This window comes from Janthinobacterium sp. 64 (genome assembly GCF_002813325.1).
Lineage (GTDB): Bacteria > Pseudomonadota > Gammaproteobacteria > Burkholderiales > Burkholderiaceae_D > Janthinobacterium.
Map to the genome: position 1 here is coordinate 2,531,899 of NZ_PHUG01000001.1, position 24,941 is coordinate 2,556,839.

Sequence of the window (24,941 nt, forward strand, 5' to 3'; positions counted from 1 at the left end):
CCTATTAGTTTCTTGTGGGTTCAACGAACACGTGCAAGCGTTTCGGGCGGACGACCAGGGTCTCGCCTTCCTTCAGCTGCAGATGCGTAAAACGCTCGTTCGACATCACCGCTTCGATCAGCTCGCTGTTATCGACGCGCTGCAAGTCCAGCTGGGCCAGCGGACCGATCGCATGCGCGCGGCTCAGCTTGACGACGATGCCTTCCGCGCCCGGCGTGTAGCGGTCGATTTCCAGGTCGTGCGGACGCACATAGGCCGTGCCCTTGCTGTCGCTCACGCCCGCGTAATCGGGCACCTCGAAACTGGCGTCGCCGGTGGCCATCACGCCGTCATGCACGCGGCCGTGGAACAGGTTGACGTTGCCCAGAAAACCGTAGACGAAGGGCGAGGCCGGGTGGTTGTAGACTTGTTCAGGGGAACCGAGCTGCTCGACGGTGCCCTTGTTCATCAGCACGACCTGGTCCGCCACTTCCAGCGCTTCTTCCTGGTCATGCGTGACGAAAATGCTGGTCACGTGCAAGTCGTCATGCAGGCGGCGCAGCCAGCGGCGCAATTCCTTGCGCACCTTCGCATCCAACGCACCGAACGGCTCGTCGAGCAGCAGCACGCGCGGCTCGACAGCCAGTGCGCGCGCCAGGGCGATGCGCTGGCGTTGCCCGCCCGACAACTGCGGCGGATAGCGGTCGGCCAGCCAGTCCAGCTGCACCAGCTCCAGCAAATCTTTCACCTTGCGGCGGATCTGGTCTTCCGACGGGCGCTCGCTGCGCGACTTCACGCGCAAGCCAAAGGCCACGTTTTCAAACACGGTCATGTGCTTGAACAGTGCATAGTGTTGAAAGACGAAACCGACTTGCCGCTCGCGCACGTGGCGGTTCGACGCATCTTCCGCGTCCAGCAGCACCTGGCCGCTATCAGGGTGTTCCAGGCCGGCAATGATGCGCAGCAAGGTGGTCTTGCCGCAACCGGACGGGCCCAGCAGGGCCGTCAATTCGCCGGCAGGAAAGTCCAGCGAGATATTGTCGAGGGCGACGAAATCACCGAAACGTTTATTGATGTTTTTAACTGCGATGGTCATATCAGTGCTCCGTAGAACGTAAGGCGGAATCGTCGGCGTCGCTCTCGTTCAAACGCCACTCAATGAAAGCTTTCAAGGCCAGGGTCACCAGCGCCAGCAAGGCCAGCAGCGAGGCGACGGCAAACGCGGCGGCAAAGTTGTACTCGTTGTACAAAATCTCCACTTGCAGCGGCATGGTGTTGGTTTCGCCGCGGATATGGCCGGAGACCACGGACACGGCGCCGAACTCGCCCATGGCGCGAGCGTTACACAGGATCACGCCATACAGCAGGCCCCACTTGATGTTCGGCAAGGTGACTCGGCGGAACGTGTTCCAGCCCGAGGCGCCCAGCACGAGTGCGGCCTCTTCCTCTTCGCTGCCTTGCGACTGCATCAGCGGGATCAGTTCGCGCGCGACGAAGGGGAAGGTAATGAAGATGGTGGCCAGCACGATGCCGGGCACGGCAAACAAAATCTTGATGTCGTGTTCCTGCAGCCACGGACCGAACCAGCCCTGGGCGCCGAACATCAGCACATAGATCAGGCCGGAAATCACCGGGGAAACGGAAAACGGCAAGTCGATCAGGGTCAGCAAGATGCTTTTGCCGCGAAACTCGAACTTGGCGATACACCACGATGCCGCCACGCCGAATACCAGGTTCAGCGGCACGGCGATGGCGGCCGTGATCAGGGTCAATTTAATGGCGGAAATCGCGTCCGGATCGATAATGGCGGCGATATACGCTTCCCAGCCCTTCTTGAACGCTTCCGCAAACACGGCCACCAGGGGCACGATCAGGAACGCCGTCAGGAACAGCAAGGCGACGGTGATCAAGACCGTGCGCACCCACAGCGGTTCCAGCACGACGGGGCCGACGTTCGGTTCGATGCGGCGCGCTTTTGGCAGCGCATCTTCCACATTCGCCACGGCAGTGATATTCGTACTCATGATTTCTTCGCCTTTCCGCGCGTCCATGCTTGCAGCAGGTTAATCGTCAACAACAGCAAAAAGGAGACCACCAGCATCACCACGGCGATGGCCGTGGCGCCCGCGTAATCGTATTGCTCCAGCTTGGTAATAATGAATAGCGGCGTGATTTCCGACACCATCGGCATATTACCGGCGATAAAGATCACGGAACCGTACTCGCCCGTGGCGCGGGCAAAGGCCAGCGCAAAGCCCGTCAGCAAGGACGGCAAAATCGTGGGGAAGATGACGCGAATAAACGTTTGCCAGGAATTGGCGCCCAGGCTGGCAGCTGCTTCTTCGAGTTCCTTTTCCGCGTCTTCCAGCACCGGTTGCACGGTGCGCACGACAAACGGCAAGCCGATGAAGGTCAGCGCCACCACCACGCCCAGCGGCGTGAACGCCACCTTGATGCCCAGCACGCCTTCGATGAACTGGCCGAACCAGCCGTTCGACGAATACAGGGCCGTCAGGGTGATGCCGGCGACGGCCGTCGGCAAGGCAAACGGCAAGTCGACGAGCGCGTCGATGATGCGCTTGCCGGGGAATTTATAGCGCACCAGCACCCAGGCCAGGATGCCGCCAAACACCACGTTCAGCAGCGCGGCAATCAGCGAGGCGCCAAACGTCAGGCGGTAAGACGCCATCACGCGGTCGGAGGTGACGGCGCTGAAGAAGGCGTCCCACGTCATGGTAAAGGTTTTCAGGAACACCGACGACAGCGGAATGAGGACGATCAGGGCCAGGTAAAAGAGCGTGAAGCCCAGTGACAGCTTGAAACCCGGCATGACCCGAAACGGCGCGCCGCGCGCCTTGAGCGGTGCTGCTGATGCTGCAGACATAGAAACCCCTTCTTATTACATTTTTGAGTTATAGGGCGCAATAATCACATGCAAGCGTTATAAAAAGAACTAACCATTTCTCATTTGCTTAGATGGATTTTGCATACTTGCCAGCAGAATCGGCGGGCGAAAAAAAACGCACCGGCGAGGTGCGTTTTTTATTGGAATTGAAACTTTTACTTGTTTGGCTGGGGCGTCAAGCGCAGATACGGCTTGGCTGCCGTAAAGCCCTTCGGATACTTTTGCTTGATGACGTCAGGGTCTTGCACGGTCAATGGAATGATGACATCGTCGCCATCTTGCCAGTTGCCTGGTGTCGCCACCGTGTAGCCGTCCGTCAGTTGCAGGGCATCGATGACGCGCAGGATTTCATTGAAGTTGCGGCCCGTACTGAGCGGATACGTGAGGATCAGGCGTACTTTTTTGTTCGGGTCGACGATGAAGACGGAGCGCACGGTGGCCGTGACGGATTGCTCCGGGTGAATCATGTCGTACAGCACCGACACTTTCTTGTCGATGTCGGCGATGATGGGGAAGCCCACCACCGTGTTTTGCGTCTCTTCGATATCCTTGATCCAGCTCTTGTGCGACTCGGCCGCGTCCACCGACAGGGCGATGGCCTTCACGTTGCGCTTGTCGAATTCCGGCTTGAGCTTGGCCGTCAGGCCCAGTTCCGTCGTGCACACGGGGGTAAAGTCGGCCGGGTGGGAAAACAGCACCACCCAGGAATTGCCAGCCCACTCGTGGAACTTGAGCGGACCGATCGAGCTGTCTTGTTCAAAATCAGGGGCGACATCGCCCAAGCGTAAAGTCATCGTGATCTCCTTGAAAAGTTGTGTGGCGGGATGTTCGTCGTATCAGGCTGCCTGACGGTGGCGTTTGTCGCTTTGCGCCAGATCAAACAGTGTTTGCAGCTGCGCCTGGCCGTAGACCCAGTCGCCAAGGCGCGACTCGGCGTTGATATGGCCCAGCGCACCGCCATCAATATACTTGCAATTCCAGCGCCGTGCCCACTGCGCCGCGTGCTCGGCCGTCATCCACGGGTCCGTCTGGCTGGCGATCAGGATGCCGGGGCAAGGCAGCCGCTTTTGCGGCAATGCCTTCGCCACGCCAAACTTGTCCGGGTCGGCCGGCCCCACCAGCAGCACGCCGGCAACGCCTTGCGGGTCGCGCGCCAGGCTGTGCGCCGTCGCCAGGCAGCCGAAGCTGTGGGCGACGATCAGGGTCGGGCGCGCATCTTGCCGGCGCACCTGGTCCAGGCGCGCCGACCAGGTGGCCAGCTCGGGTGCGTTCCAGTCGTCCTGCTCGACCCGTTCGAATTGCGGATACAGGCGTTGCCAGCGGCTCTGCCAGTGCTCGGGACCGCTGTTATGCAAGCCCGGCACAATCAGTACCCGGTAATCGGAAAAGCTGCGCAGCGCCATGATGGATCCTTAAAAAATCAACACAGGCAGGCTTGATTATTTCGGTTGATAAATCTGGTCGAAGATACCGCCGTCGGCAAAGTGTGCCTTCTGGGCTGCCGTCCAGCCACCGGCCACTTGCTCGATGGTGAACAGATTGACCTTGGCAAACTGCGACGCGTATTTCTTCGCCGCCTTGTCCGTTGCGGGACGGTAGTAATTCTTGGCGATGATGTCTTGCGCTTCGTCCGTGTACAGGTAGTTCAGGTAAGCCTCGGCCACCTTGCGTGTGCCGTGCTTGTCGGCAAACTTGTCGACAACAGCGACGGGCGGCTCGGCCAGGATGCTGACGGAAGGCGTGATGATGTCGAACTTGGTCGGGCCCAGTTCCTTGACGGCGAGATACGCCTCGTTTTCCCAGGCGATCAGCACGTCGCCGATGCCGCGTTCGACGAAGGTGGTAGTGGCGCCGCGTGCGCCGGAATCGAGCACGGGCACGTTTTTATACAGTTTGCCGAGGAAATCCTTGGCCTTGGCTTCATTGCCGCCCGGCTGGCGCAGCGCATAGCCCCACGCTGCCAAATGGTTCCAGCGGGCGCCGCCCGAAGTTTTCGGATTCGGCGTGATGACGGACACGCCCGGCTTGATCAGGTCGTTCCAGTCCTTGATGCCTTTCGGGTTGCCCTTGCGCACCAGGAACACGATGGTCGAGGTGTACGGCGAGCTGTTGTGCGCCAAACGCTTTTGCCAGTCGGCGGCCAGCAGCTTGTGCTCGGCCAGCGCATCGATGTCATAGGCCAGGGCCAACGTGACCACGTCCGCTTCCAGGCCATCGATGACGGCGCGCGCCTGCTTGCCGGAACCGCCGTGCGATTGCTTGATCTTGACGTTGTCGCCCGTCTTGCCTTTCCACTCCTTGGCAAATGCCGTGTTCACATCCTGGTACAGCTCGCGCGTCGGGTCGTATGACACGTTGAGCAGGGTGATATCGGCAGCCTGCGCCGTTTGCAGAAGGGCAAACGCGCTGATGGCGGCGGCAATGATGATTTTTTTCGACAGCATCTAAGATCCCCGAGTGGTTGAACTTTCAGAGCCACCAGATTACGGCGCCATGGCCGCAAAGAGAACGAAGCGTTTCGCCGTTTGATATGCGTTTTTCACATATGGACGGCGCGCAACGGGGATTTAGCAGTTAATAAAAACGGTTGAACAGCACCACTGCCCACGTGGCGAAGGCCAGGATGCAGGTCAGAAGCACGGCGGCGCTGCCAAAATCCTTGGCGTTTTTCGACAGCGGATGGCGTTCCAGCGAAATGCGGTCGACCACGGCTTCGATTGCCGAATTGATCAGTTCCACGATCAAGACCAGCAGCAGCACGCCGATCAGCACCAGTTTTTCAAACGCGGAGATGCGCAGCAGCAAGGCGATCAGCGTGCCGACGACGAACAAGCCCAGTTCCTGGCGGAACGCATGTTCATGGCGCCAGGCCGCTTTCAAGCCATCGAGCGAGTAGAAAAAGGCGGAGAAAATCCGTTTCAAGCCACTCTTGCTCTTGAATTCATTGACAGGTTGCATAGTTTTCCATGGTTCAAAGTCCATCCAGCCGTCAATTATGACGGCCAATATGAGAATTGTGACAATTTATTCGCTGAATATCTCGGAACATTTCACTATTTTTTCACATCATGGTATAAAGAAGCATGAATACTGCATTGCACCAAATCCATCATGAAAATTGAACCGGTCGCTGCCCCGAAGACAACCATACAGGTGATCGAACGCATGGTCGCCCTGCTCGATGCCCTGGCTAAATATTCCGACCCGGTCAGCCTGAAGGAATTGTCGAAAGTTTCCGGCCTGCACCCCTCGACGGCGCACCGCATTCTCAACGACATGGTGCTGACGCGCTTTGTCGACCGTATCGAACCGGGCACGTACCGGCTGGGCATGCGCCTGCTGGAACTGGGCAATGTGGTGAAAAGCCGCCTCAGCGTGCGCGAAGCGGCGCTGGACTTCATGCGCCAGCTGCACAAGAAAACCCAGCAAACGATCAACCTGTCCGTGCGCCAGGGCGACGAGATCGTCTACATCGACCGCGCCTTTTCCGAGCGCTCGGGCATGCAGGTCGTGCGCGCCATCGGTGGCCGCGGCCCGCTGCACCTGACCTCGACCGGTAAATTATTCCTCTCCGTCGACGAGCCGAAAGCCATCCGCGCGTACGCCACGCGCACGGGCTTGGCCGGGCACAACAAGAATTCCATCACGGATCTGCTGAAACTCGAACGCGAGCTGAGCCTGGTGCGCGAACGCGGCTATGCGCGCGACAATGAAGAACTGGAACTGGGCGTGCGCTGCATGGCCGCCGGCATCCGCGACGACTCGGGCAAGCTGATTGCGGGCCTGTCGATCTCGGCGCCGGCCGACCGCTTGCAGGATGAGTGGCTGGTGGACCTGGTGGAAACGGCGAACCAGATTTCCGTCACGTTGGGTTTTATTCCACAGGACTAAAGCTGGGGTCTGTCTTGCAAGATCGGAATTTCCTCTGTTGAGAAAATTCCCCCGGCGGGTCAGACCCCGGTCAACGCTGCCATGGACATTTTTAGCCGCCTGGCAGACTCATGTTGGCGGGTTTGAGTGCTTCCAGCCACTTGCGCATGCGTCCCGCATCGGCCGTACGCGACTGTTTCCCTTTGGAATCAAGGAAAACCATGATCACGGCCCGTCCTTCGATGACGGCCTGCATCATCAAGCAACGTCCCGCCTCATTGATGAAGCCCGTCTTTTGCAAGCCGATTTCCCAGCCCGGATTGGCCACCAGGTGATTCGTATTGCCAAATTGCATGGGCTGGCCGCTCGCTTCGACGATGGCTTTCGGATCCGTCGAGTACTCGCGCAGCAGCGGATGGCGGAAGGCGGCCATGGCCAGCTTGCCCAGGTCGCGCGCGCTGGCCACGTTCATTTTCGACAGGCCGCTGGAATCGACGTAATGCGTATCCATCATGCCCAGCTGGCGCGCCTTGCTGTTCATGGCGTCGACAAACGAAGGCAAGCCGCCCGGATAATTGCGCCCCAGCGCCGAGGCGGCGCGGTTTTCCGAGCTCATCAGGGCGATGTGCAGCATATTCGCGCGCGTCAATTGCGAGCCCACTTTCAGGCGCGAGCTGCTGAACTTGGCGCGGTCGACGTCCTCGTCCGTGATCGTCAGCACTTCATCCATATCCTGGCGCGCTTCGACCACCACCAGGCCCGTCATCATCTTGGTGATGGAGGCGATGGGCAGGGCGACATTGGAATTCTTTTCAAACAGCACTTCCGCATTGGCCTGGTCCAGCACCAGCGCCACGCTGGACTTGAGGTCGAGCGGATCGCGTGTCAGGTTCAGGCCGGCCAGATCGCCCATGGTGGGCATCGGCGCAGCCATGGGCACGGCCACGCTGCTGACTTTTTGATAGATGACCTTGCGTTTGCCGCGCACCATGACGACCCGGCGCACGGTCTTGTCGCGCGGCGCGGCCGTCGCGCCCTTGCGCAGCACGACTTTGACTTTCTTGGTGTTGTGTTTCTTGGAGGCTGAGGATTTGCCGTTCGCTTCCCTGGCGTGCACGGCCGCAGCCGGCGCCAGCACAAACAGCAGGGAAGCCAGGATACCCAGCGCAAGTTTAAACTTAGCCATTCGATAATTCCCCGTGAAGCTGTTGCCTTATTGCAGTGTAGCGAAATGCAGAGTAATCGCAAGCCTATTTAACAGTTGGGACAGTATTTATTGCAGCAACGAAATACAAATCGTTGGCGATCAGCAAACAGACTCATCCTTAATCAACTGATTGCTTGCGCAAATCGCTGGCGTGTCTATTGATCGATAAATTTAACAAAGCCGGCCAGCGGCTCGCGTTCCGTGTTCAAGCGGTTCTCGATCTTGTCCGGGTCGGCATAGCCGAGGGCCATGCCGCACACCACCATTTCGCTGGCCGGCACGCCCAGCTCGTCGCGGATGATGTCATGGTAATGGATGAAGGCCGCTTGCGGGCAGGTATCGAGCCCCCGCGCGCGCGCCGCCAGCATGATGTTTTGCAAGAACATGCCGTAGTCGAGCCAGGAGCCCTGCTCCAGCACCCGTTCGATGGTAAAGATCAACCCGACGGGCGCATCGAAAAACTGGAAATTGCGTCCGTGCTGGGCCGCCATGCCGGCCGTGTCGCCGCGCTCCAGGCCCAGCAGCTGATACAGGTCCAGGCCGATCTTGCGGCGGCGCTCGATGAATGGCGCCGTCCACTGGCGCGGGTAATAGGTATAGGACGCCGTGCGCGCGGGGGCATCGGGCGCCTTCGGTGCGGCATAGGCGTCGAGGATGCGGCGCGACAGGCGCAGGCGCGCTTCGCCCGACAGCACATACACTTTCCACGGCTGCATGTTGGCGCCGGAGGGCGCGCGCGCCGCCACTTCGAGGATGCGCGCGATAGCGTCTTGCGCCACCGGCGTGGGCAAAAAGGCACGGATCGAACGGCGCGACAGAATCACGGCGTCGACGGCTTGCTGCGCCGACTGTATGGTTGATGCTTGCTTGCTCACTGCCCTGCTCTCCCGCGCTCTACTTCTTGACCACAAATACCACACCGACCACGGCCACCAGCATGCCGGCGATGCCCAGCATATTAAAGGCTTCGCCAAACATCAGCCAGGCCATCACGGCCGTCGTGGGCGGCGTCAGGTACAGCAAGCCCGTCACTTTCGTCGCATCGCTGCGGCGGATCAGGGCGAACAGCAGGAAGATGGCGCCGATGGACAGCACGAGTACCGACCACAGCAAGGCGCCGATGAAATTCGCCGTCCATTGCACGTTGCTGAAATGCAGGTCCAACCCCTCGTAATACAGGGCGAAGGGCAAGACCACGACGATGGAAGCGGCAAACTGCACCACCGTGCCGGTGCGCAAGTCGAAGTGGGGGCAGTGGCGTTTTTGGTACATGGTGCCGGCCGTCATCGACAACAGCGCGAGCACGCACAGCAGCACGCTTTCCACGGTCAGGCCGACCAGGTTGATCTTGGCGTACACGACCAGGGCCACGCCCAGCAAGCCGAAGAACAGACCCAGCCACTGGCGCGGGCGCACGGATTCGCCGATCAATGGTGCGGCGCAGGCCGTCAGCACGGGTTGCATGCCGACAATGAGCGCGGAGAGGCCGGCCGGCATGCCCAGCTTGATGGCGCACCAGACGCCGGCCAGGTAGCCGGCCTGCATCAGAATGCCGGCCACGGCGATCTGGCGAAACTGCCCCACGGGCCACGGTGCGCGCAGGATCAGCACCAGCGGCAGCAGGATCACCAGCACGCCCAGGAAGCGCAGCAGCAAAAAGGTCAGCGGCGGCGCGTAGGGCAGGCCGAACTTGGCCACGATAAAACCTGTGCTCCATAACAACACAAAGAAGCCGGGCAAGGCCATCGGCGCCAGGGTCGTCAGGAAAGAGGCTTTGGGGGCTTTGCCGCTGGCGCCAGCCGCGGCGGGAAGATTGGACATGGTATCAACTCGGGAAACGGGGTCGGCACCGGGCGCTACGCCAGTGCGGGAGGCAAAGTCTAGCATGCTGCGCCGCACCCGTCCTGAAAGGCGGGGAAATAACAGTTTAGGGCTAAACCATTAACACCCAGAAATCAAATATTTCTCTTTAGAAACAATGGTTTTTGATGCAAATCTATTCAATTGTTGCATCGCACAAGAATCGCTTGACTTCATTTTTTTTCGCCGTAGAATAGGGTTTGTTGCGTTGCACAATTCTTGTTCAGCTTGAAAATTTAGATTCACCTGCTTTCCCAAACGGTACACGCAGCATCAAATTAACCAGATTTCGATTTTTTGGAGATTTATATGTTTTCAATTCCTGAGCAATTTTCGTCCGCTACCAAAGCCAACCTGGAAGCCCAATTCGCCCTGTTCTCGTCGCTGACGGGCAAAGCCTTCGAAGGCATCGAAAAGATCGTCGAACTGAACCTGACCGCTGCAAAAGCGACCCTGGAAGAATCGACCGCCGCCGCCAAGCAGTTGCTGTCGGCAAAAGATCCACAAGAATTCTTCTCGCTGAGCGCTGCTCAAGCCCAGCCTGGCGCCGAAAAAGCCATCGCTTACGGTCGTCACCTGGCTGCCATCACGTCCGGCACCCAAGCCGAGTTCAGCAAAGCTGCTGAATCGCAAATCGCTGAAACCAACCGCAAAGTCCTGTCCCTGGTGGAAGAAGTCACCAAGAACGCGCCAGCCGGTTCGGAAAACGCCGTCGCCATCCTGAAAAGCGCCATCGGCAACGCCAATGCAGGCTACGAGCAATTCTCGAAAACCAGCAAGCAAGCCGTCGAAGCCATCGAAGCGAACCTGACCTCGGCCGTGAACCAGTTCACGCAAGCAGCTGAAAAAGTCGTGCCACGCGCTGCCGCCAAGTAATTCTTGTGTGACCGCTCCGGCGGTCCGCTAGTACCAGCTCCTCCAGGCATCCATCCCGTACTTCCCCGACGGATGCCATTATGCCCCAGCCTAGCTGGGGCATTTTTTATGCGCGCTTACTCTCCCAGATACGCCGCCTTTACGCGCGGATCGTCGAGCATGGCGGCCGCGTTGCCACCCATGGTGACCAGGCCGGAATCCATCACATAACCGCGGTGCGCCGCTTGCAGGGCCAAACGGGCATTCTGTTCGACCAGCAAGATCGTGATGCCTTCGGACGACACCTTGCGGATCACCTCGAAGATTTTCTCGACCATGATGGGCGATAAGCCCATCGACGGCTCGTCGAGCAGCAGCAGCTTCGGATGACTCATCAGCGCGCGCGCCATGGCCAGCATCTGCTGCTCGCCGCCCGACAGGGTGCCGGCCATCTGCGCTGCCCGTTCCTTCAGACGGGGAAACACGTCGAACCACTTGGCGATGTCATCCTCGACACCGGCCTTGTCCGTGCGCGTGTAGGCGCCCATCATGAGGTTTTCGCGGATCGACATGCGGGTAAACACGCCCCGCCCTTCCGGCACCATGGCCAGCTTCTTTTCCACCAGGTGAAACGATTTCGTCCCCTTGAGCGATTCGCCCAAGTAGCTGATCGTGCCTTCGACCTTGCAGGCCGGCAAGGTGCCCGTGATGGCTTTCAAGGTCGTCGTCTTGCCCGCGCCGTTCGCGCCGATCAGGGCGATCAGCTCGCCTTCGTTGACCTCCAGGTCGATACCCTTGACGGCCTTGATGCCGCCGTAGGCCACGTGCAGGCCCGCCACCTTCAATATATTGCTCATGCGTGCGATCCCCCCAGGTAAGCCTCGATGACGGCCGGGTTTTGTTGTATTTCGGCCGGCAAGCCTTCGGCGATGCGCTTGCCATATTCGAGCACCGTGATGCGGTCGCACAGTCCCATCATCAGTTTCACGTCGTGCTCGATCAACAGCACGGTCTTGCCTTCGGCCTTGATTTTCACCAGCAATTCGCGCAGGGCCAGCTTTTCCGTGGCGTTCATGCCGGCCGCCGGCTCGTCGAGAGCCAGCAGTTGCGGATCGGTGGCCAGCGCGCGGGCAATTTCCAGGCGCCGCTGGTCGCCATACGACAGGAAGCGCGCCGTGCGGCTGGCGAACTGGGCGATGCCGACGAAATCGAGCAGCTCCATGGCCCGCTTGCGGATGGACGCCTCTTCCTCGCGCGCCGCCTTGTGGCGGAAGATGGCGCCGAACACGCCCTGGTGCGAACGCACATGGCGCCCCACCATGACGTTTTCCAGCGCCGTCATGTCGCCGAACAGACGAATGTTCTGGAAGGTGCGGGCGATGCCCGCCTTCGCCACCTTGTGCGGCGCGGACGGCGAATACGGCTTGCCAGCCAACTCGAAGGTGCCCGTGTCGGGCTGGTACAGGCCCGTAATGACGTTAAAGAAAGTGGTCTTTCCGGCACCGTTCGGGCCGATCAAGCCGTAAATCTGCCCTTGCCTGATGGTGATGCCCACGTCCGTCAGCGCCTGCAAGCCACCGAAACGTTTATTTACGCCGGCAATATTGAGAATGATCTGTTCGCTCATGCTATCCCTCCCTTAAGCGGACACGACGCCGGTGGATTTGTTCGGCTGGTCCACATCGTGGTCGGGCCGGTCTTCGTGCTTCGGCGATGGCCACAGGCCGGCGGGACGTATAAGCATAATAAGTACCATGGCCAGACCGTACAGCAACTGGCGCAGTACTTCAGCGTCGATGATGACCTCGCCAAACAGCGCCTTCTGCGCCGGTTCCACCACGTGGCGCAACACTTCGGGTATCGAAGCGAGGATCACGCCGCCAAGGATCACGCCAGGGATATGGCCGATGCCGCCCAGCACCACCATGGCCAGCACGGCGATCGATTCCGTCAGCAAGAACGATTCCGGCGCGACAAAGCCCTCGAACGAGGCAAACATGGCGCCGGCCACGCCACCGAACGAGGCGCCCATGGAAAAGGCCAGCAATTTGACGTTGCGCGTATTGATGCCCATCGCTTTTGCGGCGATCTCGTCTTCGCGGATGGCCACCCAGGCGCGGCCCAGGCGCGAATGCTGCAGGCGCTTGGTGACGAACACGACGGCGATGCACAGAAAGAGGAATAGAAAATAATAGGCATTTACGGACGGCATGGAAAAGCCGCCCACCACGACGGTGCTGTTGGTGCCCGCCTCGCCCGCCAGATTGACGCCGAAGATGCGGATCGGGTCAATCATGTTGATGCCTTGCACGCCATTCGTGAAATTGACGGGCTCATTCAAGTTGCCCATGAAAATACGGATGATCTCGCCAAAGCCCAGGGTCACGATGGCCAGATAGTCGCCGCGCAGTTTCAAGGTCGGCGCGCCCAGCAAAGCGCCGCACAGGCCCGCCACGGCAGCGGCCAGCGGCACGATGATCCAGATCGACAAATGGATGCCGTTTTCGCGGATTTCCGGCCCCATCAGTTGCACCAGGGTCTCGCCCAGCACCGGATATTGATTCACCACCGATTCGAGCAGGATGGCGAACTGCGGCGAGGCCAGCAAGGCCGTCAGGTAGGCACCCACGGCATAGAAGGCGATGTAGCCGAGGTCGAGCAAGCCGGCAAAGCCGACGACGATGTTCAAGCCCAGGGCCAGCATGATGTACAGCAAGGCCATGTCGACGATGCGCACCCACGAATTGCCGAACTGGGCGGCAAAAAACGGGAACACCATCAGCAGCGCGGCCAGGCCCAGCATGCCGGCGTAGGCTTTGGTCGGATTTTTCTTAGCGTCAAAATCGAGTAGTGCCATGATTTAATCTCCCAGTTTCACGTCAGGCACGGTCGGCCACTCGTTCGCCCATGATGCCGGACGGGCGCAGGGTCAGCACGATGATCAGCACGATGAAGGCAAAGATATCCTGGTAATTGCTGCCGAGGAAACCAGCGGTGAGATAGGCGATATACCCGGCACCCAGGCTCTCGATAAGGCCCAGCAGGATGCCGCCCAGCATGGCGCCATAGATATTGCCGATGCCACCCAGCACGGCCGCGCAAAATGCCTTCAGCCCGGGCAGCGCTCCCATCGAAAACTTTACCGAAGCATAGTTGGCGCCCCACATCACGCCGGCCACGGCGGCCAGCGCGGCGCCAATGGCGAACGTGGCGACGATGACCTTGTCGGAATCGACACCCATGAGGCCCGCCACGCGGGGGTTTTCCGCCGTGGCCCGCATGGCGCGGCCCATCTTGGTTTTCTCAATAAGTAAGACCAGGGATCCCATGGAAATGGCGGCCAGGGCCAGCAGCAATACTTGCGTTTGGGAAATAACAGCGCCACCGATGTGCAGCGGGTCGGTCGACAGCAACTGGGGAAATGGCAGCGGATTACGCGTCCAGATCATCATGGCGAAGGTTTGCAGCAGGATGGAGATGCCGATGGCGGTAATCAGGGGGGCGAGGCGGGGGGCGTTGCGCAGGCGGCGGTAGGCGACCCGCTCGATGAAGATGTTGACCAGCATACAGACGGGAATGGCGCCGAGGATGGCGGTGGCCAGTTTCAGATAGCCGGGCCAGTCCGGTACATAAATGCCCAGCAGCTTGAGGATGGTCAGGCCCACCATGGCGCCGATCATGAGCACGTCGCCGTGGGCGAAGTTGATCAGGTTCAAGACGCCGTACACCATCGTGTAACCGAGGGCGATCAAGGCATACATGCTGCCCAGCACCAAGCCGTTAATGATTTGCTGGATGAATGTATCCATGGTCAGATTGCCCTATCAAATATGCATTTTTCGGGAACAACTTCCGCCAGAATAGGTCGCTGATACAAAAACGGCACCGGAGGAAGAATTCCTGCAGTGCCATCCCTGGACCGTTCTCACCAGCATGGTGCACGCACTCAAAACGGGCGTGACCTTGCTTAGTCATAACGACAACATATTCAAGCTTGAAGCAATCATAACGATCTTTTGCAAAAACTAAGCTTGGAATAAATCGATCATTTCCGAATTAAATTCGGTTTTGAGGTAACTCCTCATCGATACGCAATCGTCCTGCAGACTCAGGCCACGTCGCGCTTGAGGCCATCGAGGCCTTTCGGCATCGGAAAGGTGACGGCTTCCTGCACGCCGTCGAGCGGGCGCACGCTCTTCACGCCGCACTCTTTCAAGCGGTCGATGACGGCTTGCACCAGCACCTCGGGCGCCGAGGCGCCAGCCGTCACACCCACGCGCAGCTTGCCTTCCAGCCAGGCGGGATCGATCTGCGAGGCATTGTCGACCATGTAGGCTGGCGTGCCCATCTTCTCGGCCACTTCGCGCAAGCGGTTCGAATTCGAGCTGTTCGGGCTACCCACGACGATCACCACTTCCACTTGCGGCGCCATGAATTTCACGGCTTCCTGGCGGTTCGTGGTGGCGTAGCAGATGTCGCCTTTTTTCGGCTCGGCGATATTCGGATATTTCGCTTTCAAGGCCGCAATAATGTCGCTAGTGTCGTCAACTGACAACGTTGTTTGCGAAACATAGGCCAGGCTGTCCGGATTGGCAACCTGCAAAGCAGCCACATCGTCGAGCGTTTCCACCAGATGCATGCCCATATCGGCCTGGCCCATCGTGCCTTCCACCTCGGGATGGCCGTCGTGGCCGATCATGATGATCTCGCGGCCTTCGCGGCGCATCTTGCCCACTTCCATGTGCACCTTGGTGACCAGCGGGCAAGTCGCGTCAAAAATGCTCAGGCCGCGCGATTCCGCCTCGGCGCGCACGGCTTTCGACACGCCATGCGCGGAAAACACGAGCGTATTGCCAGCAGGCACGTCATCGAGGTCGTCGATGAAGATGGCGCCTTTGTTGCGCAAGTCGGCCACCACATAGGCGTTGTGGACGATTTCATGGCGCACATAGATCGGCGCACCAAATTGCTGCAAGGCACGTTCGACGATTTCGATCGCCCGGTCGACGCCAGCGCAGAAACCGCGGGGCTGGGCCAGTAACAGTTCTTTATCCATCGCTATTCCTTCACAGCACCGAAATGAGCTTGACTTCAAAGCGCAGCGGCTGGCCGGCCAGCGGATGGTTGAAGTCGAACAGGGCCGAGTCCTCGCGCATTTCGCGCAGCACGCCGGCAAAGCGGCCGCCGCCCGGCGCGGCGAAGTCGACCAGGTCGCCGATCTTGTAGTCGGCACCGGGCACCGAGTTTTCATCCAGGGTCACGCGCGAGACGGACTGCACCAGCTCGGGATTGCGCTCGCCAAAGCCTTCGCCGGCCGCCAGCTCGAACGTCTGGTGCGTGCCTTCAGGCAAGCCCAGCAAACGCTGTTCGAGGAATGGCGCCAGCTGGCCCTGTCCCAGCATCAAGGTAGCAGGATTTCCGCTAAAGGTAGTGACAATATCAGTACCGTCAACAGTAGCAAGACGATAATGCAGGGTGAGGTAAGCCGCTTCGGTGACGACTGCTGGTTGCTCGTTGGACATAGTGAGTTTTCAAGTAGCTGATGCAAAACGATATTGTAAGCCACACTGGCCGCGCCTGCCCCATGGCTTCGTCAAAGAAGGCCATGCTGGGGCACGAGCCGGTGACAAACAGGAGAACGGCATGGGCATCAAGGACTGGCCGGCCCGCGAACGGCCGCGCGAACGCCTGATCGAGGATGGCGCACACTCGCTGTCGGACGCAGAATTGCTGGCCGTGTTCCTGCGCACTGGCGTGCGCGGCAAGAGTGCCGTGGAACTGGCACGCGACACGGTCGAGCACTTTGGCTCCCTGCGGGGCCTGTTTGGCGCCAGCCTCGTGAGTTTTTCCGCCGTGCATGGCATGGGCAGCGCCAAGTTTGCCCAGCTGCAAGCCGTGCTGGAACTGGCGCGGCGCGCCATCATCGAGGATTTGCAAACGGGCCAGGCCCTCAATTCGCCGCACGCCGTCAAAGACTATTTGCGCCTGACCCTGGGCAACCTGGCGCACGAAGCGTTTCATGTGTTGTTTTTGGACGTCAAGAACCGCCTGATCACGACCCAGGAAATGTTTCGCGGCACCCTCACCCATACCAGCGTGTACCCGCGCGAAGTGGTGAAACAAGCGCTGCTGCACAACGCGGCCAGCGTGATGCTGGCCCATAACCACCCATCCGGCACGCCTGAGCCCAGCGAATCGGATTTATTGCTCACGCGCGCGCTGGTGCAAGCCTTGTCGCTGGTGGACGTGCGCATCCTCGACCATTTCGTCGTGGCCGGGCGGCAAGTGCATTCGTTCGCGGAACACGGCCAGATCTAGGCCCGCGCCCGCCCTGGTCACAGTTAACCATGTGTAAACAAGGACATACGTGACAGCAGCGGGACGCTTATCTAACAGTAAACAGTCCTGTTTACCAGTGCTTTCCCCTATAAAGAAGGGGAAAAACCAAATTGTTAAATTATTTCAATACAACATGACACAATTGTTTTTCGCAAGTCATTGATAAATCTGCTTATTTTGGATATACTCTCGTTTTTCCAATTTGGAATATCTTTAAGGAGTGCGCCATGGCACGTGTTTGCCAAGTCACTGGGAAGAAGCCGATGGTCGGCAACAATGTTTCCCATGCAAACAACAAAACCAAACGTCGTTTTTTGCCTAACTTGCAGAATCGTCGTATTTTTGTTGAATCTGAAAACCGCTGGGTCTCCCTGCGTTTGTCCAACGCCGGTCTGCGCGTCATCGATAAAGTCGGCATCGACGCCGTATTGGTCGATATGCGCGCTCGTGGCGAAAAAGTCTAATTAGCAGAATAAGGGAGCTATCATGGCAAAATCAGGCCGCGACAAAATCAAGTTAGAATCGACCGCCGGTACGGGTCACTTCTACACGACTACCAAAAACAAGCGTACGACGCCTGCGAAAATGGAGATCATGAAATTTGATCCTAAAGCACGCAAGCACGTCACGTACAAAGAAACCAAAATCAAGTAATTGATCTTGTGTTCTGTAAAAAGAGCCGCTCCGATGAGCGGTTTTTTTTCGTCCTGATTTTCAGTCGCCCCCCTCCCTTTTACCGGGACGAAAAAAAGGCCCTGGAATCCAGGGCCTTGATATGGCGCAACGGCTAATCAGGCATAACTACGCAGGCGCAAGGAGAAATCTTGCAGCGACTGGATGCCCGACGCTTCGGCGCGCGCGCACCAGTCTTGCAACTTTTGCAGCAACTGTTCACGCGTAAAGTGCGAACGTTCCCAGATGGCGCCCAGCTCGACGCGCATGTGGTGCATGGTTTCCAGCGCCTTGCTGTGCTGGAACAGTTCCGACAGTTGCTCGTGGTGTGCATCGGCCAGCTTGCCCGGCTCGCGCTGCATCAGCTTGCGCGACGATTTCAGGAAGCGCTTTTCCAGCTCGGCCTTGTGCTTCAGGTGTTCCAGCTCTTCCTTCCAGGCATGCTTGATCGATTTCGCGTACTTGGCCATCACGTCGTAGCGGTTGGCGATGACCGACTGCAAGGTCTCGAAGTCCGCTTCCAGCTTGCCGTGCGAGAACTTCGGCTCCGGCGCCAGCTTTTTCACTTTGGCCAGGCCCAGCATTTCCAGCGCGCGGATATACGCCCAGCCAATATCGATTTCATACCATTTCGACGACAGCTTGGCCGACGTCGCATACGTATGGTGGTTGTTGTGCAACTCTTCGCCGCCAATCAAGATGCCGAAGGGAATGATGTTGGTGGCCGCATCGGCGCAGTCGTAGTTGCGGTAGCCCCAGTAGTGGCCGATGCCGTTGATGATGCCGGCCGCCGTGATGGGTATCCACATCATTTGCACGGCCCACACGGAAATGCCGATCACGCCGAACAGGATGAAATTGATAACGAACAGCGATACCACGCCCAGCCAGCTGTACTTCGTGTACAGGTTGCGCTCGATCCAGTCCGTCGGCGTGCCGTGGCCGTACTTGGCCATGGTTTCCATGTTCTTCGATTCAGCGCGGTACAACTCGGCGCCTTCCCAGAACACTTTCTTGATGCCGCGCGTCACGGGGCTGTGCGGATCTTCTTCCGTATCGCACTTGGCATGGTGCTTGCGGTGGATGGCGGCCCACTCCTTGGTGACCTGGCCCGTCGTCAGCCACAGCCAGAAACGGAAGAAATGGCTGGGAATCGCATGCAATTCCAGCGCGCGGTGGGCCTGGTGGCGGTGCAGATAAATCGTGACGCTGGCGATCGTGATGTGGGTGACCACCATGGTGTACAGGAAAACTTGCCATGCGGACAGATCGGTAATGCCAGTGGCCATGAACTGCAAAACGTCGTGTAAAACGGAACTCAATGTCATTACTGCTACTCCAAGTGGACAGGGCGTGCGCACGGTCGCTCCAGTGACTCTGGAGGTCCGGCAGAGTTAATTTTAGGCGTGATTGTACGCCCTAATGGGTATTCTCAGGCAAAATCGGAGGCAGGCAGCGAGGTTAAGGCTGGGTGCCGGATGGGGCGGACTCACCCTCTGCCGCGCCCGCGAGCGGGGCAGGAGGCGTACCAACAATACGCAATTCGCGTTGCGGAAACGGTACAGTCACTTTATGTTCCTGCAAGGTACGCCAGATGGCGCGGTTCACATTCGACTTCACGCCGCCGGTACCATTTTCCGGGTCCGCGATCCAGAAGCCGATCTGCACATCGAGGCCGTCGGCGCCGAAACGCACGAGGGTAGCCGATGGCGGATTGCTTTGCGACACACGCGGCACCTTGGCCGTCGCCGCTTCCAGCAAGGGGAAGATGACATCGATATCCGTTTCATAGCCCACCGACACGGCCGTCGACAGCCACACCATGCGGTTGCTCAGCGACATGTTCTGCACGCCGCCGGAAATCAGCATTTCATTCGGCACGATGGATTCAACGCCATCGCCGCCCAGCAACACAGTATAGCGCGTATTGATCTGCGTTACCTTGCCCGTAAATTGTCCCACCGTGATCATGTCGCCGATGGTCAGGCTGCGGTCGAGCAGGATGATGAAGCCGGAGACGAAGTTCGCGGCGATCTTTTGCAAGCCAAAGCCCAGCGCCACGCCGAAAGCGCCGCCAAACACGGACAGCACCGTCAGGTCGATGCCCACCAGCGACAGGCTGACCAGCACGGAAACGAGGATCAGCACGGCGCGGCCCATGCGCGACAGCACCACGCGCAAGGAGGTATGCAGACCTTGCATTTTCATCAGGCGCTCGTCGAGCGAGGTGCCGGCCCACATGGCCAGCACCAGCAGCACGGCCACGGAAATAGCGGCTTGCAAGATGGCAGCCACGGAGACCTTGTTGCGTCCCAGCGGTACGACGATGCCTTCCAGGAAAGCATGCAGTTCCGGCCACAGGCCCGTGATATACAGGGCCATGCCGGCCCACACCACCACCGTGAAGATCTTTTCCAGCAGCAACATGGTGGGGCTGATCTCGCCGTGGCGGGCAAAAATGCGGCGCAGCACATAAAAACCGAAGCGCACCAGCGCCATCGAGGTGCACAGGGGAATGGCGATGCTGAGCAAATTCACCGACTGGAACTTGGCCAGGAAATGTTGTGCAATGCCCAGCAGCATGGCCGCCAGCACGGGCGTCAGGATGCGGATGAAACTATCCGTACGCTGCAAGGTTTCCGGCGTGGCTGGCGTGGCCGCCGCTTCCGCCCGCTTATGCAGGAACACGCGCAACTGCCGCACCAGCAGCCAGCTCAGCGCCAGGCAGGCGACGATGACCAGCGCCTGCCACAGGATGGCCGGTTGGCGGAAATCATTGACAAAATCAGTGATCAGGTTGAGCAGCGGGGTTTCATTCATGGCGGATACGGTCCGGAAGGTGGGACGGAAGTGGTACGGATGGGCATCGAACCCATGCCGCCAGGCGGGCTGGCGGCATTGAAAGCCGCTACTGCAGGGTGCAGCGGCGGCTCATGACAGGCTTACTCGGCTGCTTCAGCGTCAGCGTCGTCGGCCGGTTTTTCATCGGCGTAGACTTTTTTCGGCATGACCTTGCGCTCGAACACGGCGGCGAAGAAGCCGTCGGTCTGGTGCAAATGCGGCAGCAATTTCAGGTAGTCGCCCATTTCCAGCTCGATCTTCTGTTCGGCCAACACCTTGCTCATCGGCACCAGGGTGAAGTCCGGATGCGCGGCCAGGAATTGCTCGGCGATAAAATCGTTTTCTTCATTCAGGAAGCTGCAGGTGGCGTACACCAGGCGGCCGCCACCCTTGACCAGACGCGCCGCGCCGGCCAGGATGGCTGCCTGCTTGGCTTGCAGTTCGACGATGGAGTTCGGCTGCTGGCGCCATTTCACGTCCGGATTGCGGCGCAGGGTGCCCAGGCCGCTGCATGGCGCATCGACCAGCACGCGGTCGATCTTGCCGGCCAGGCGCTTGATCTTGGCATCGCGCTCATGCGCGATCTGCACCGGATGCACGTTCGACAAGCCGCTGCGGGCCATGCGCGGCTTCAGCTTGGCCAAACGTTTTTCCGACACGTCGAATGCATACAAACGACCCGTGTTGCGCATCAGCGCGCCCAATGCGAGCGTCTTGCCGCCCGCGCCGGCACAGAAATCGACGACCATCTCGCCACGCTTGGCGCCGACGATCTGCGACAGGATCTGGCTGCCTTCATCTTGCACTTCGATGGCACCGCTCTGGAACAATGGCAAGTTTTGCAACGATGGCTTCTTGATCACGCGCAGCCCCAGCGGCGCGAATGGCGTAGGCGTGCTGAGGATAGGCGCTTCGGCCAGGGCCAGCATCACGTCGTCACGCGTGGCCTTGAGCGAGTTCACGCGCAAGTCCAGCGGCGCCGGCGCGTTCAGCGCATCGGCCAGCTTCATGGTTTCCGCTTCGCCGAACTGGGCGATCAGCTTGTCGAACAGCCAGGTCGGCATGTTGGCGCGCATGTTCGACGGCATCAGGCTGCGGTCGATCTGCGTGATGCGTTCCAGCCATTCCACTTCTTCTTCCGTCAGGCCGCCCAGGGAGTCGGCACCGACCGCTTCGGCCAGGCCGAGGATGGTCAAACGGCGCATGGTCGGGCCACTGCCCGCTTCGGCGAAATCGGTAAAGAACGATTTGTTGCGCAGCACGGCATAAATGCCTTCGGCGATGGCGCCACGTTCGCGCGAACCGAGGCGCGGATGGTCGCGGAAATAGCGCGACAGGGTGGTGTCGGCCGGGGCCGTGAAACGTAAAATTTCGCGCAACACTTCTTCAGCATTGGCAAGTATCGCTGGTGGCAATCTCATTGTTATTTTTCCTGTAATATTTTATTGAGGGTCCACGCGGACCTGGCCATGCTCGACTGACAGTTTATCGTCAATGAACAGGCGGATGGCGCGCGGGTAAAGCAGATGTTCCTGTACCAGCACGCGCGCCGATAAGCTGTCTTCTGTGTCGCCTGGCAAGACGGGGACTGTCGCGCTCGCCACGGCCGGGCCATGATCGAGCTCGGCAGTCACGAAATGCACGGTCGCGCCGTGTTCCGTCACCCCCGCCTCAAGCGCCTGGCGGTGCGTCGCCATGCCCGGGAACAGCGGCAGCAGCGACGGGTGGATATTGAGCATGCGCCCCGCGTAATGCTCGACGAAAGGCGGCGTCAGGATACGCATGAAACCGGCCAGCACGACCAGGTCGGGGGCAAAGCCGTCGATCACGGCTTGCAGCGCCGCATCAAACTGTTCGCGGCTGGCATAATCCTTGTTGGCAACGACTGCCGTCGCTATCCCATGTTCCGCGGCAAAAACCAGTCCCTGGGCGTCGGCCCGGTTACTGATGACGGCGGCAATCCGGGCTGGCCATTGCTCGGCTTGCGCCGCGCGCACGACCGCTTCCATGTTGCTGCCGCGTCCGGAAATGAGGATAACGATATTTTTCATAGCGCGCATTGTACCCGCTATGGCGATGCGAATCTAGAAAGGCCGGTATTATTGTTGCGGCGCAACATAAGCGCCGGCGCGCCGCAGCCGCCCGGCGATGCCGATTGCCATCGGCGCGGGAAGCCGGTTTCAGGGCGCCGCGGCAAGAGTAAGTATTTACTCGAACGAATAGAAGACGCGGAACGGCACTTTCTTCTCGGCCCAGTAGTCGGCCGCGTCGCGGAACACGTCGAGCAGGATCTCGCGCGCTTCCTTGTCGAATTTTTGCGTATTTGGCAATTGCTCCAGCACTACCAGGAAACCCGTCTGCGTGCCGGCCTTGAACATGGTGTCCGTCAGGCACAGGCGCAGGGCATCGAAATTCTTCGCCAGGTTTTTGGGAAACAGGAATGCTTCTGCAATAATGCCGATGACTTGTTGTTTGGTCTGTCCAGCGTTGCAATGCGCATATAAAAAGTGCTGCCCGAGACGGATCGCCTCGTCTTGTAACTCGGTCACGCGAAAGGCACGGATGGACTGGACAAGGTTGGGCGGCACGGTTAGTAACAAACTCATTTTTCCCTCAAATCGACCTGTTATGTATGGATCTCTTCTAGCTGCTCTTCTTATTGCATCCCCGCACGCGGGTCAATGCGCACGCGGTGATTCGATCTGTATCAACTTTTATGCGATTCAGTGCGATTTTATATAAGCCATACGCGTATTAGGGTAACGTGTTGTCCTGTATGAATCAACCCGAATGTGATGTCAAACGCAAGATTTGTTACAAACCGCTGGTTTCAAGTCACTTCAACATCTTGTATCGATTGAAAGTGCATGTTACAGACTGTGGGGCAAGGGGCTTGGGCTGTTACATTTTGTTGCCATGCGAAACACTTGCCTCGGGCTGGCGGGATTACTATAGTCCCAAGTTGTAAAAAATACCCTGAAAGATTCTCTACATAATGAGGTTAGAAATGAACTTGCAAGCCAAATTGATGATGTCAGCCCTTTGTATCGGTGCATTGCCACTCGCCCAGGCCGCCGACTTTGAAGATTTCGGCAAGGTCGTGCGCGTCGTGCCGCAAGTGGAACAGATCAATCGTCCACGCCAGGAATGCCGTACGGAATACGTGCAAGTGCAAGCACCGCCGCAACAGCGCAGCGCTGGCGGCTCCATCGTCGGCGGTATCGCCGGCGCCCTGCTCGGTAGCCAGGTCGGTGGCGGCAATGGCCGCACGGCCGCCGCTGCTGCCGGCGCGATTGCCGGCGCCGTCGTCGGCGACCGTGTCGACAACCAGAACAATTACCAGGGCGGCATGCAGGAACAAGCCGTCAAGCAATGCCGTCAGGTCGACCACTGGGAATCGCGCAACAATGGCTACCAGGTCACCTACGACTACCGCGGCCGCAACTACACGAGCATCATGTCCTACGATCCGGGCGAACGCATCCGCTTGCGCGTCTCTATTGAACCCGCTCAGCAATAAGCGGCCCATATCATGCCAGCCCCAGCGGCTGGCATTTTTTATGCCGCTCCGGCACGGGCTATAATGCGGCACACTTTCAGGCCGCCTTATGCTTATCAAACGAAAATCCATCGAACAAGTCGAATCCTCGCGCCCGGCGCGCAAGCCCCGCTACGCCCCTGTCACCCTGTCTGAAATGGATGGCGTGCGCTATCTGCATTTCGGCACGGAATGGGTGCAGGGCGCCATGCGCATCCGCAAGCCGGACTGGCCGGAACTCGAGTACGCGCAGCAGATGATGGCGTGGATGCTGTGGATCGAGCAGCCGCAGCGCCTCGCCCAGCTGGGCCTGGGCACGGGAGCGCTGACCAAGTTCTGCTACCGCCAGTTCCCGCAGGCGCAAGTGGAAACCATCGAACTGAACCCGTCCGTCATCACCATCTGCGCCTCGATGTTCAAGCTGCCGCCCAACGACGAGCGCTTGCACGTGCGCGAGATGGATGCGCTCGACTACGTCAACGACGACGCCAACCACGGCACCCTGGACGCCCTGCAGGTGGACCTGTACGACGCCACGGCGCGCGGCCCCGTGCTCGACAGCGCGGACTTCTATTCCGCCTGCTGCGCCTGCCTGGCGCCGCACGGCATCATGACGGTCAACCTGTTCGGCGACCACCCCAGCTACGCGAAGAACATCAAGGCGATGAAGTTTGCGTTTGCACAGGTGATCTGCCTGCCGGAAGTCCATGATGGGAACGTGGTGGCGATCGCGTTCAAGACGAAAGTCACGCTCGATGCCGATGCGCAAGCGGCCCTGCTCGAGCGCGCCAAACAGATCGTCACCGAGACCAAGCTGCCCGCCAAGTCCTGGGTCAAGGGCATCGTCAGCACCCTGTAAGCGCCGGCACACCCAC

28 protein-coding genes are annotated in these 24,941 nt (G+C 59.3%); 7 read left to right on the forward strand and 21 right to left on the reverse strand.

All coding sequences use genetic code 11. The features are described 5' to 3' along the window. Nucleotides 1-4: 4 nt before the first annotated feature. The 7 genes from CLU91_RS11110 to CLU91_RS11140 all read right to left on the reverse strand — a co-directional run bounded on the left by CLU91_RS11110 (nucleotide 5) and on the right by CLU91_RS11140 (nucleotide 5,842). A complete protein-coding gene (locus CLU91_RS11110) occupies nucleotides 5-1,075 on the reverse strand; it encodes a sulfate/molybdate ABC transporter ATP-binding protein (protein WP_100874201.1) in 1,071 nt (356 codons plus the stop codon). A gap of 1 nt (nucleotide 1,076) precedes the next feature. Further along, a complete protein-coding gene (gene cysW / locus CLU91_RS11115) occupies nucleotides 1,077-2,003 on the reverse strand; it encodes a sulfate ABC transporter permease subunit CysW (protein ID WP_100876688.1) in 927 nt (308 codons plus the stop codon). Further along, nucleotides 2,000-2,809 carry a sulfate ABC transporter permease subunit CysT gene (gene cysT, locus CLU91_RS11120; RefSeq protein ID WP_232730918.1) on the reverse strand — a complete coding sequence of 270 codons (810 nt, stop codon included), beginning with the start codon at nucleotides 2,807-2,809 and terminating at the stop codon, nucleotides 2,000-2,002. The genes cysW and cysT overlap by 4 nt, the downstream gene beginning before the upstream one ends. Before the next feature lie 230 nt (nucleotides 2,810-3,039). Further along, nucleotides 3,040-3,678 carry a peroxiredoxin gene (locus CLU91_RS11125; protein WP_100874203.1) on the reverse strand — a complete coding sequence of 213 codons (639 nt, stop codon included), beginning with the start codon at nucleotides 3,676-3,678 and terminating at the stop codon, nucleotides 3,040-3,042. Between the two features lie 42 nt (nucleotides 3,679-3,720). Beyond that, nucleotides 3,721-4,287 (reverse strand): RBBP9/YdeN family alpha/beta hydrolase, encoded by a 567-nt coding sequence (locus CLU91_RS11130; protein WP_100874204.1) that lies wholly within the window; start codon nucleotides 4,285-4,287, stop codon nucleotides 3,721-3,723. Nucleotides 4,288-4,323: 36 nt separating this feature from the next. Then, nucleotides 4,324-5,328 (reverse strand): sulfate ABC transporter substrate-binding protein, encoded by a 1,005-nt coding sequence (locus tag CLU91_RS11135; RefSeq protein WP_058050127.1) that lies wholly within the window; start codon nucleotides 5,326-5,328, stop codon nucleotides 4,324-4,326. A gap of 130 nt (nucleotides 5,329-5,458) precedes the next feature. After that, nucleotides 5,459-5,842, reverse strand: coding sequence for a diacylglycerol kinase (locus tag CLU91_RS11140; RefSeq protein ID WP_100874205.1), 384 nt, complete (start codon nucleotides 5,840-5,842; stop codon nucleotides 5,459-5,461). A 153-nt stretch (nucleotides 5,843-5,995) separates the two neighbouring features. Between CLU91_RS11140 and CLU91_RS11145 the strand changes: the two genes are divergently transcribed. Beyond that, a complete protein-coding gene (locus tag CLU91_RS11145) occupies nucleotides 5,996-6,775 on the forward strand; it encodes an IclR family transcriptional regulator (protein WP_092795825.1) in 780 nt (259 codons plus the stop codon). Nucleotides 6,776-6,866: 91 nt separating this feature from the next. On the opposite strand, the gene CLU91_RS11150 is transcribed toward CLU91_RS11145, so the two are convergent. The 3 genes from CLU91_RS11150 to CLU91_RS11160 form a co-directional block, all read right to left on the reverse strand. After that, nucleotides 6,867-7,940, reverse strand: a complete 1,074-nt coding sequence (locus tag CLU91_RS11150; RefSeq protein ID WP_100874206.1) for a serine hydrolase — start codon at nucleotides 7,938-7,940, stop codon at nucleotides 6,867-6,869. Nucleotides 7,941-8,116: 176 nt separating this feature from the next. Further along, nucleotides 8,117-8,836, reverse strand: a complete 720-nt coding sequence (locus CLU91_RS11155) for a nitroreductase (RefSeq protein ID WP_100874207.1) — start codon at nucleotides 8,834-8,836, stop codon at nucleotides 8,117-8,119. Between the two features lie 19 nt (nucleotides 8,837-8,855). Beyond that, nucleotides 8,856-9,782, reverse strand: a complete 927-nt coding sequence (locus tag CLU91_RS11160; protein ID WP_100874208.1) for a DMT family transporter — start codon at nucleotides 9,780-9,782, stop codon at nucleotides 8,856-8,858. Nucleotides 9,783-10,130: 348 nt separating this feature from the next. On the opposite strand from CLU91_RS11160, the gene CLU91_RS11165 reads away from it, so the two are divergent. Then, complete coding sequence (locus tag CLU91_RS11165) at nucleotides 10,131-10,697, forward strand: phasin family protein (protein WP_100874209.1); 567 nt, start codon at nucleotides 10,131-10,133, stop codon at nucleotides 10,695-10,697. A gap of 116 nt (nucleotides 10,698-10,813) precedes the next feature. On the opposite strand, the gene CLU91_RS11170 is transcribed toward CLU91_RS11165, so the two are convergent. The 6 genes from CLU91_RS11170 to CLU91_RS11195 form a co-directional block, all read right to left on the reverse strand. Continuing rightward, nucleotides 10,814-11,533, reverse strand: coding sequence for an ABC transporter ATP-binding protein (locus tag CLU91_RS11170; protein WP_100874210.1), 720 nt, complete (start codon nucleotides 11,531-11,533; stop codon nucleotides 10,814-10,816). Then, nucleotides 11,530-12,303 carry an ABC transporter ATP-binding protein gene (locus CLU91_RS11175; RefSeq protein WP_034747484.1) on the reverse strand — a complete coding sequence of 258 codons (774 nt, stop codon included), beginning with the start codon at nucleotides 12,301-12,303 and terminating at the stop codon, nucleotides 11,530-11,532. The genes CLU91_RS11170 and CLU91_RS11175 overlap by 4 nt, the downstream gene beginning before the upstream one ends. Before the next feature lie 12 nt (nucleotides 12,304-12,315). Continuing rightward, entirely contained in the window at nucleotides 12,316-13,533 is a 1,218-nt protein-coding gene (locus CLU91_RS11180; protein WP_100874211.1) for an ABC transporter permease subunit, read from the reverse strand. Nucleotides 13,534-13,555: 22 nt separating this feature from the next. Further along, nucleotides 13,556-14,485, reverse strand: coding sequence for a branched-chain amino acid ABC transporter permease (locus CLU91_RS11185; protein WP_100874212.1), 930 nt, complete (start codon nucleotides 14,483-14,485; stop codon nucleotides 13,556-13,558). 299 nt (nucleotides 14,486-14,784) lie between these two features. Continuing rightward, complete coding sequence (gene ispH, locus CLU91_RS11190; RefSeq protein ID WP_100874213.1) at nucleotides 14,785-15,732, reverse strand: 4-hydroxy-3-methylbut-2-enyl diphosphate reductase; 948 nt, start codon at nucleotides 15,730-15,732, stop codon at nucleotides 14,785-14,787. 10 nt (nucleotides 15,733-15,742) lie between these two features. Further along, a complete protein-coding gene (locus tag CLU91_RS11195; RefSeq protein ID WP_100874214.1) occupies nucleotides 15,743-16,198 on the reverse strand; it encodes an FKBP-type peptidyl-prolyl cis-trans isomerase in 456 nt (151 codons plus the stop codon). A 121-nt stretch (nucleotides 16,199-16,319) separates the two neighbouring features. On the opposite strand from CLU91_RS11195, the gene radC reads away from it, so the two are divergent. The 3 genes from radC (at nucleotide 16,320) to rpmG (ending at nucleotide 17,669) form a co-directional block, all read left to right on the forward strand. Then, entirely contained in the window at nucleotides 16,320-16,994 is a 675-nt protein-coding gene (gene radC, locus CLU91_RS11200) for a RadC family protein (protein WP_100874215.1), read from the forward strand. Between the two features lie 248 nt (nucleotides 16,995-17,242). Beyond that, nucleotides 17,243-17,479 (forward strand): 50S ribosomal protein L28, encoded by a 237-nt coding sequence (gene rpmB, locus CLU91_RS11205; RefSeq protein ID WP_010400928.1) that lies wholly within the window; start codon nucleotides 17,243-17,245, stop codon nucleotides 17,477-17,479. Nucleotides 17,480-17,501: 22 nt separating this feature from the next. After that, nucleotides 17,502-17,669 carry a 50S ribosomal protein L33 gene (rpmG, locus tag CLU91_RS11210; protein ID WP_010400929.1) on the forward strand — a complete coding sequence of 56 codons (168 nt, stop codon included), beginning with the start codon at nucleotides 17,502-17,504 and terminating at the stop codon, nucleotides 17,667-17,669. A 137-nt stretch (nucleotides 17,670-17,806) separates the two neighbouring features. On the opposite strand, the gene CLU91_RS11215 is transcribed toward rpmG, so the two are convergent. From CLU91_RS11215 to CLU91_RS11235, 5 genes are all read right to left on the reverse strand, one after another. Further along, nucleotides 17,807-19,015: a DesA family fatty acid desaturase gene (locus CLU91_RS11215; RefSeq protein WP_100874216.1), complete on the reverse strand. Its 1,209-nt coding sequence runs from the start codon at nucleotides 19,013-19,015 to the stop codon at nucleotides 17,807-17,809. Between the two features lie 133 nt (nucleotides 19,016-19,148). Further along, nucleotides 19,149-20,507 (reverse strand): mechanosensitive ion channel family protein, encoded by a 1,359-nt coding sequence (locus CLU91_RS11220; protein ID WP_100874217.1) that lies wholly within the window; start codon nucleotides 20,505-20,507, stop codon nucleotides 19,149-19,151. 122 nt (nucleotides 20,508-20,629) lie between these two features. Then, nucleotides 20,630-21,949 (reverse strand): RsmB/NOP family class I SAM-dependent RNA methyltransferase, encoded by a 1,320-nt coding sequence (locus CLU91_RS11225; RefSeq protein ID WP_100874218.1) that lies wholly within the window; start codon nucleotides 21,947-21,949, stop codon nucleotides 20,630-20,632. A gap of 21 nt (nucleotides 21,950-21,970) precedes the next feature. After that, nucleotides 21,971-22,579: a phosphoribosylglycinamide formyltransferase gene (gene purN / locus CLU91_RS11230; RefSeq protein ID WP_076568208.1), complete on the reverse strand. Its 609-nt coding sequence runs from the start codon at nucleotides 22,577-22,579 to the stop codon at nucleotides 21,971-21,973. A 156-nt stretch (nucleotides 22,580-22,735) separates the two neighbouring features. Further along, entirely contained in the window at nucleotides 22,736-23,134 is a 399-nt protein-coding gene (locus CLU91_RS11235; RefSeq protein ID WP_034747450.1) for a barstar family protein, read from the reverse strand. Between the two features lie 401 nt (nucleotides 23,135-23,535). Here CLU91_RS11235 and CLU91_RS11240 point away from each other — a divergent pair, with 401 nt between their 5' ends. Continuing rightward, nucleotides 23,536-24,048, forward strand: a complete 513-nt coding sequence (locus CLU91_RS11240) for a glycine zipper 2TM domain-containing protein (RefSeq protein WP_034785134.1) — start codon at nucleotides 23,536-23,538, stop codon at nucleotides 24,046-24,048. An 88-nt stretch (nucleotides 24,049-24,136) separates the two neighbouring features. Next, nucleotides 24,137-24,925: a spermidine synthase gene (locus CLU91_RS11245; protein WP_100874219.1), complete on the forward strand. Its 789-nt coding sequence runs from the start codon at nucleotides 24,137-24,139 to the stop codon at nucleotides 24,923-24,925. The last annotated feature ends 16 nt before the right edge of the window (nucleotides 24,926-24,941 follow it).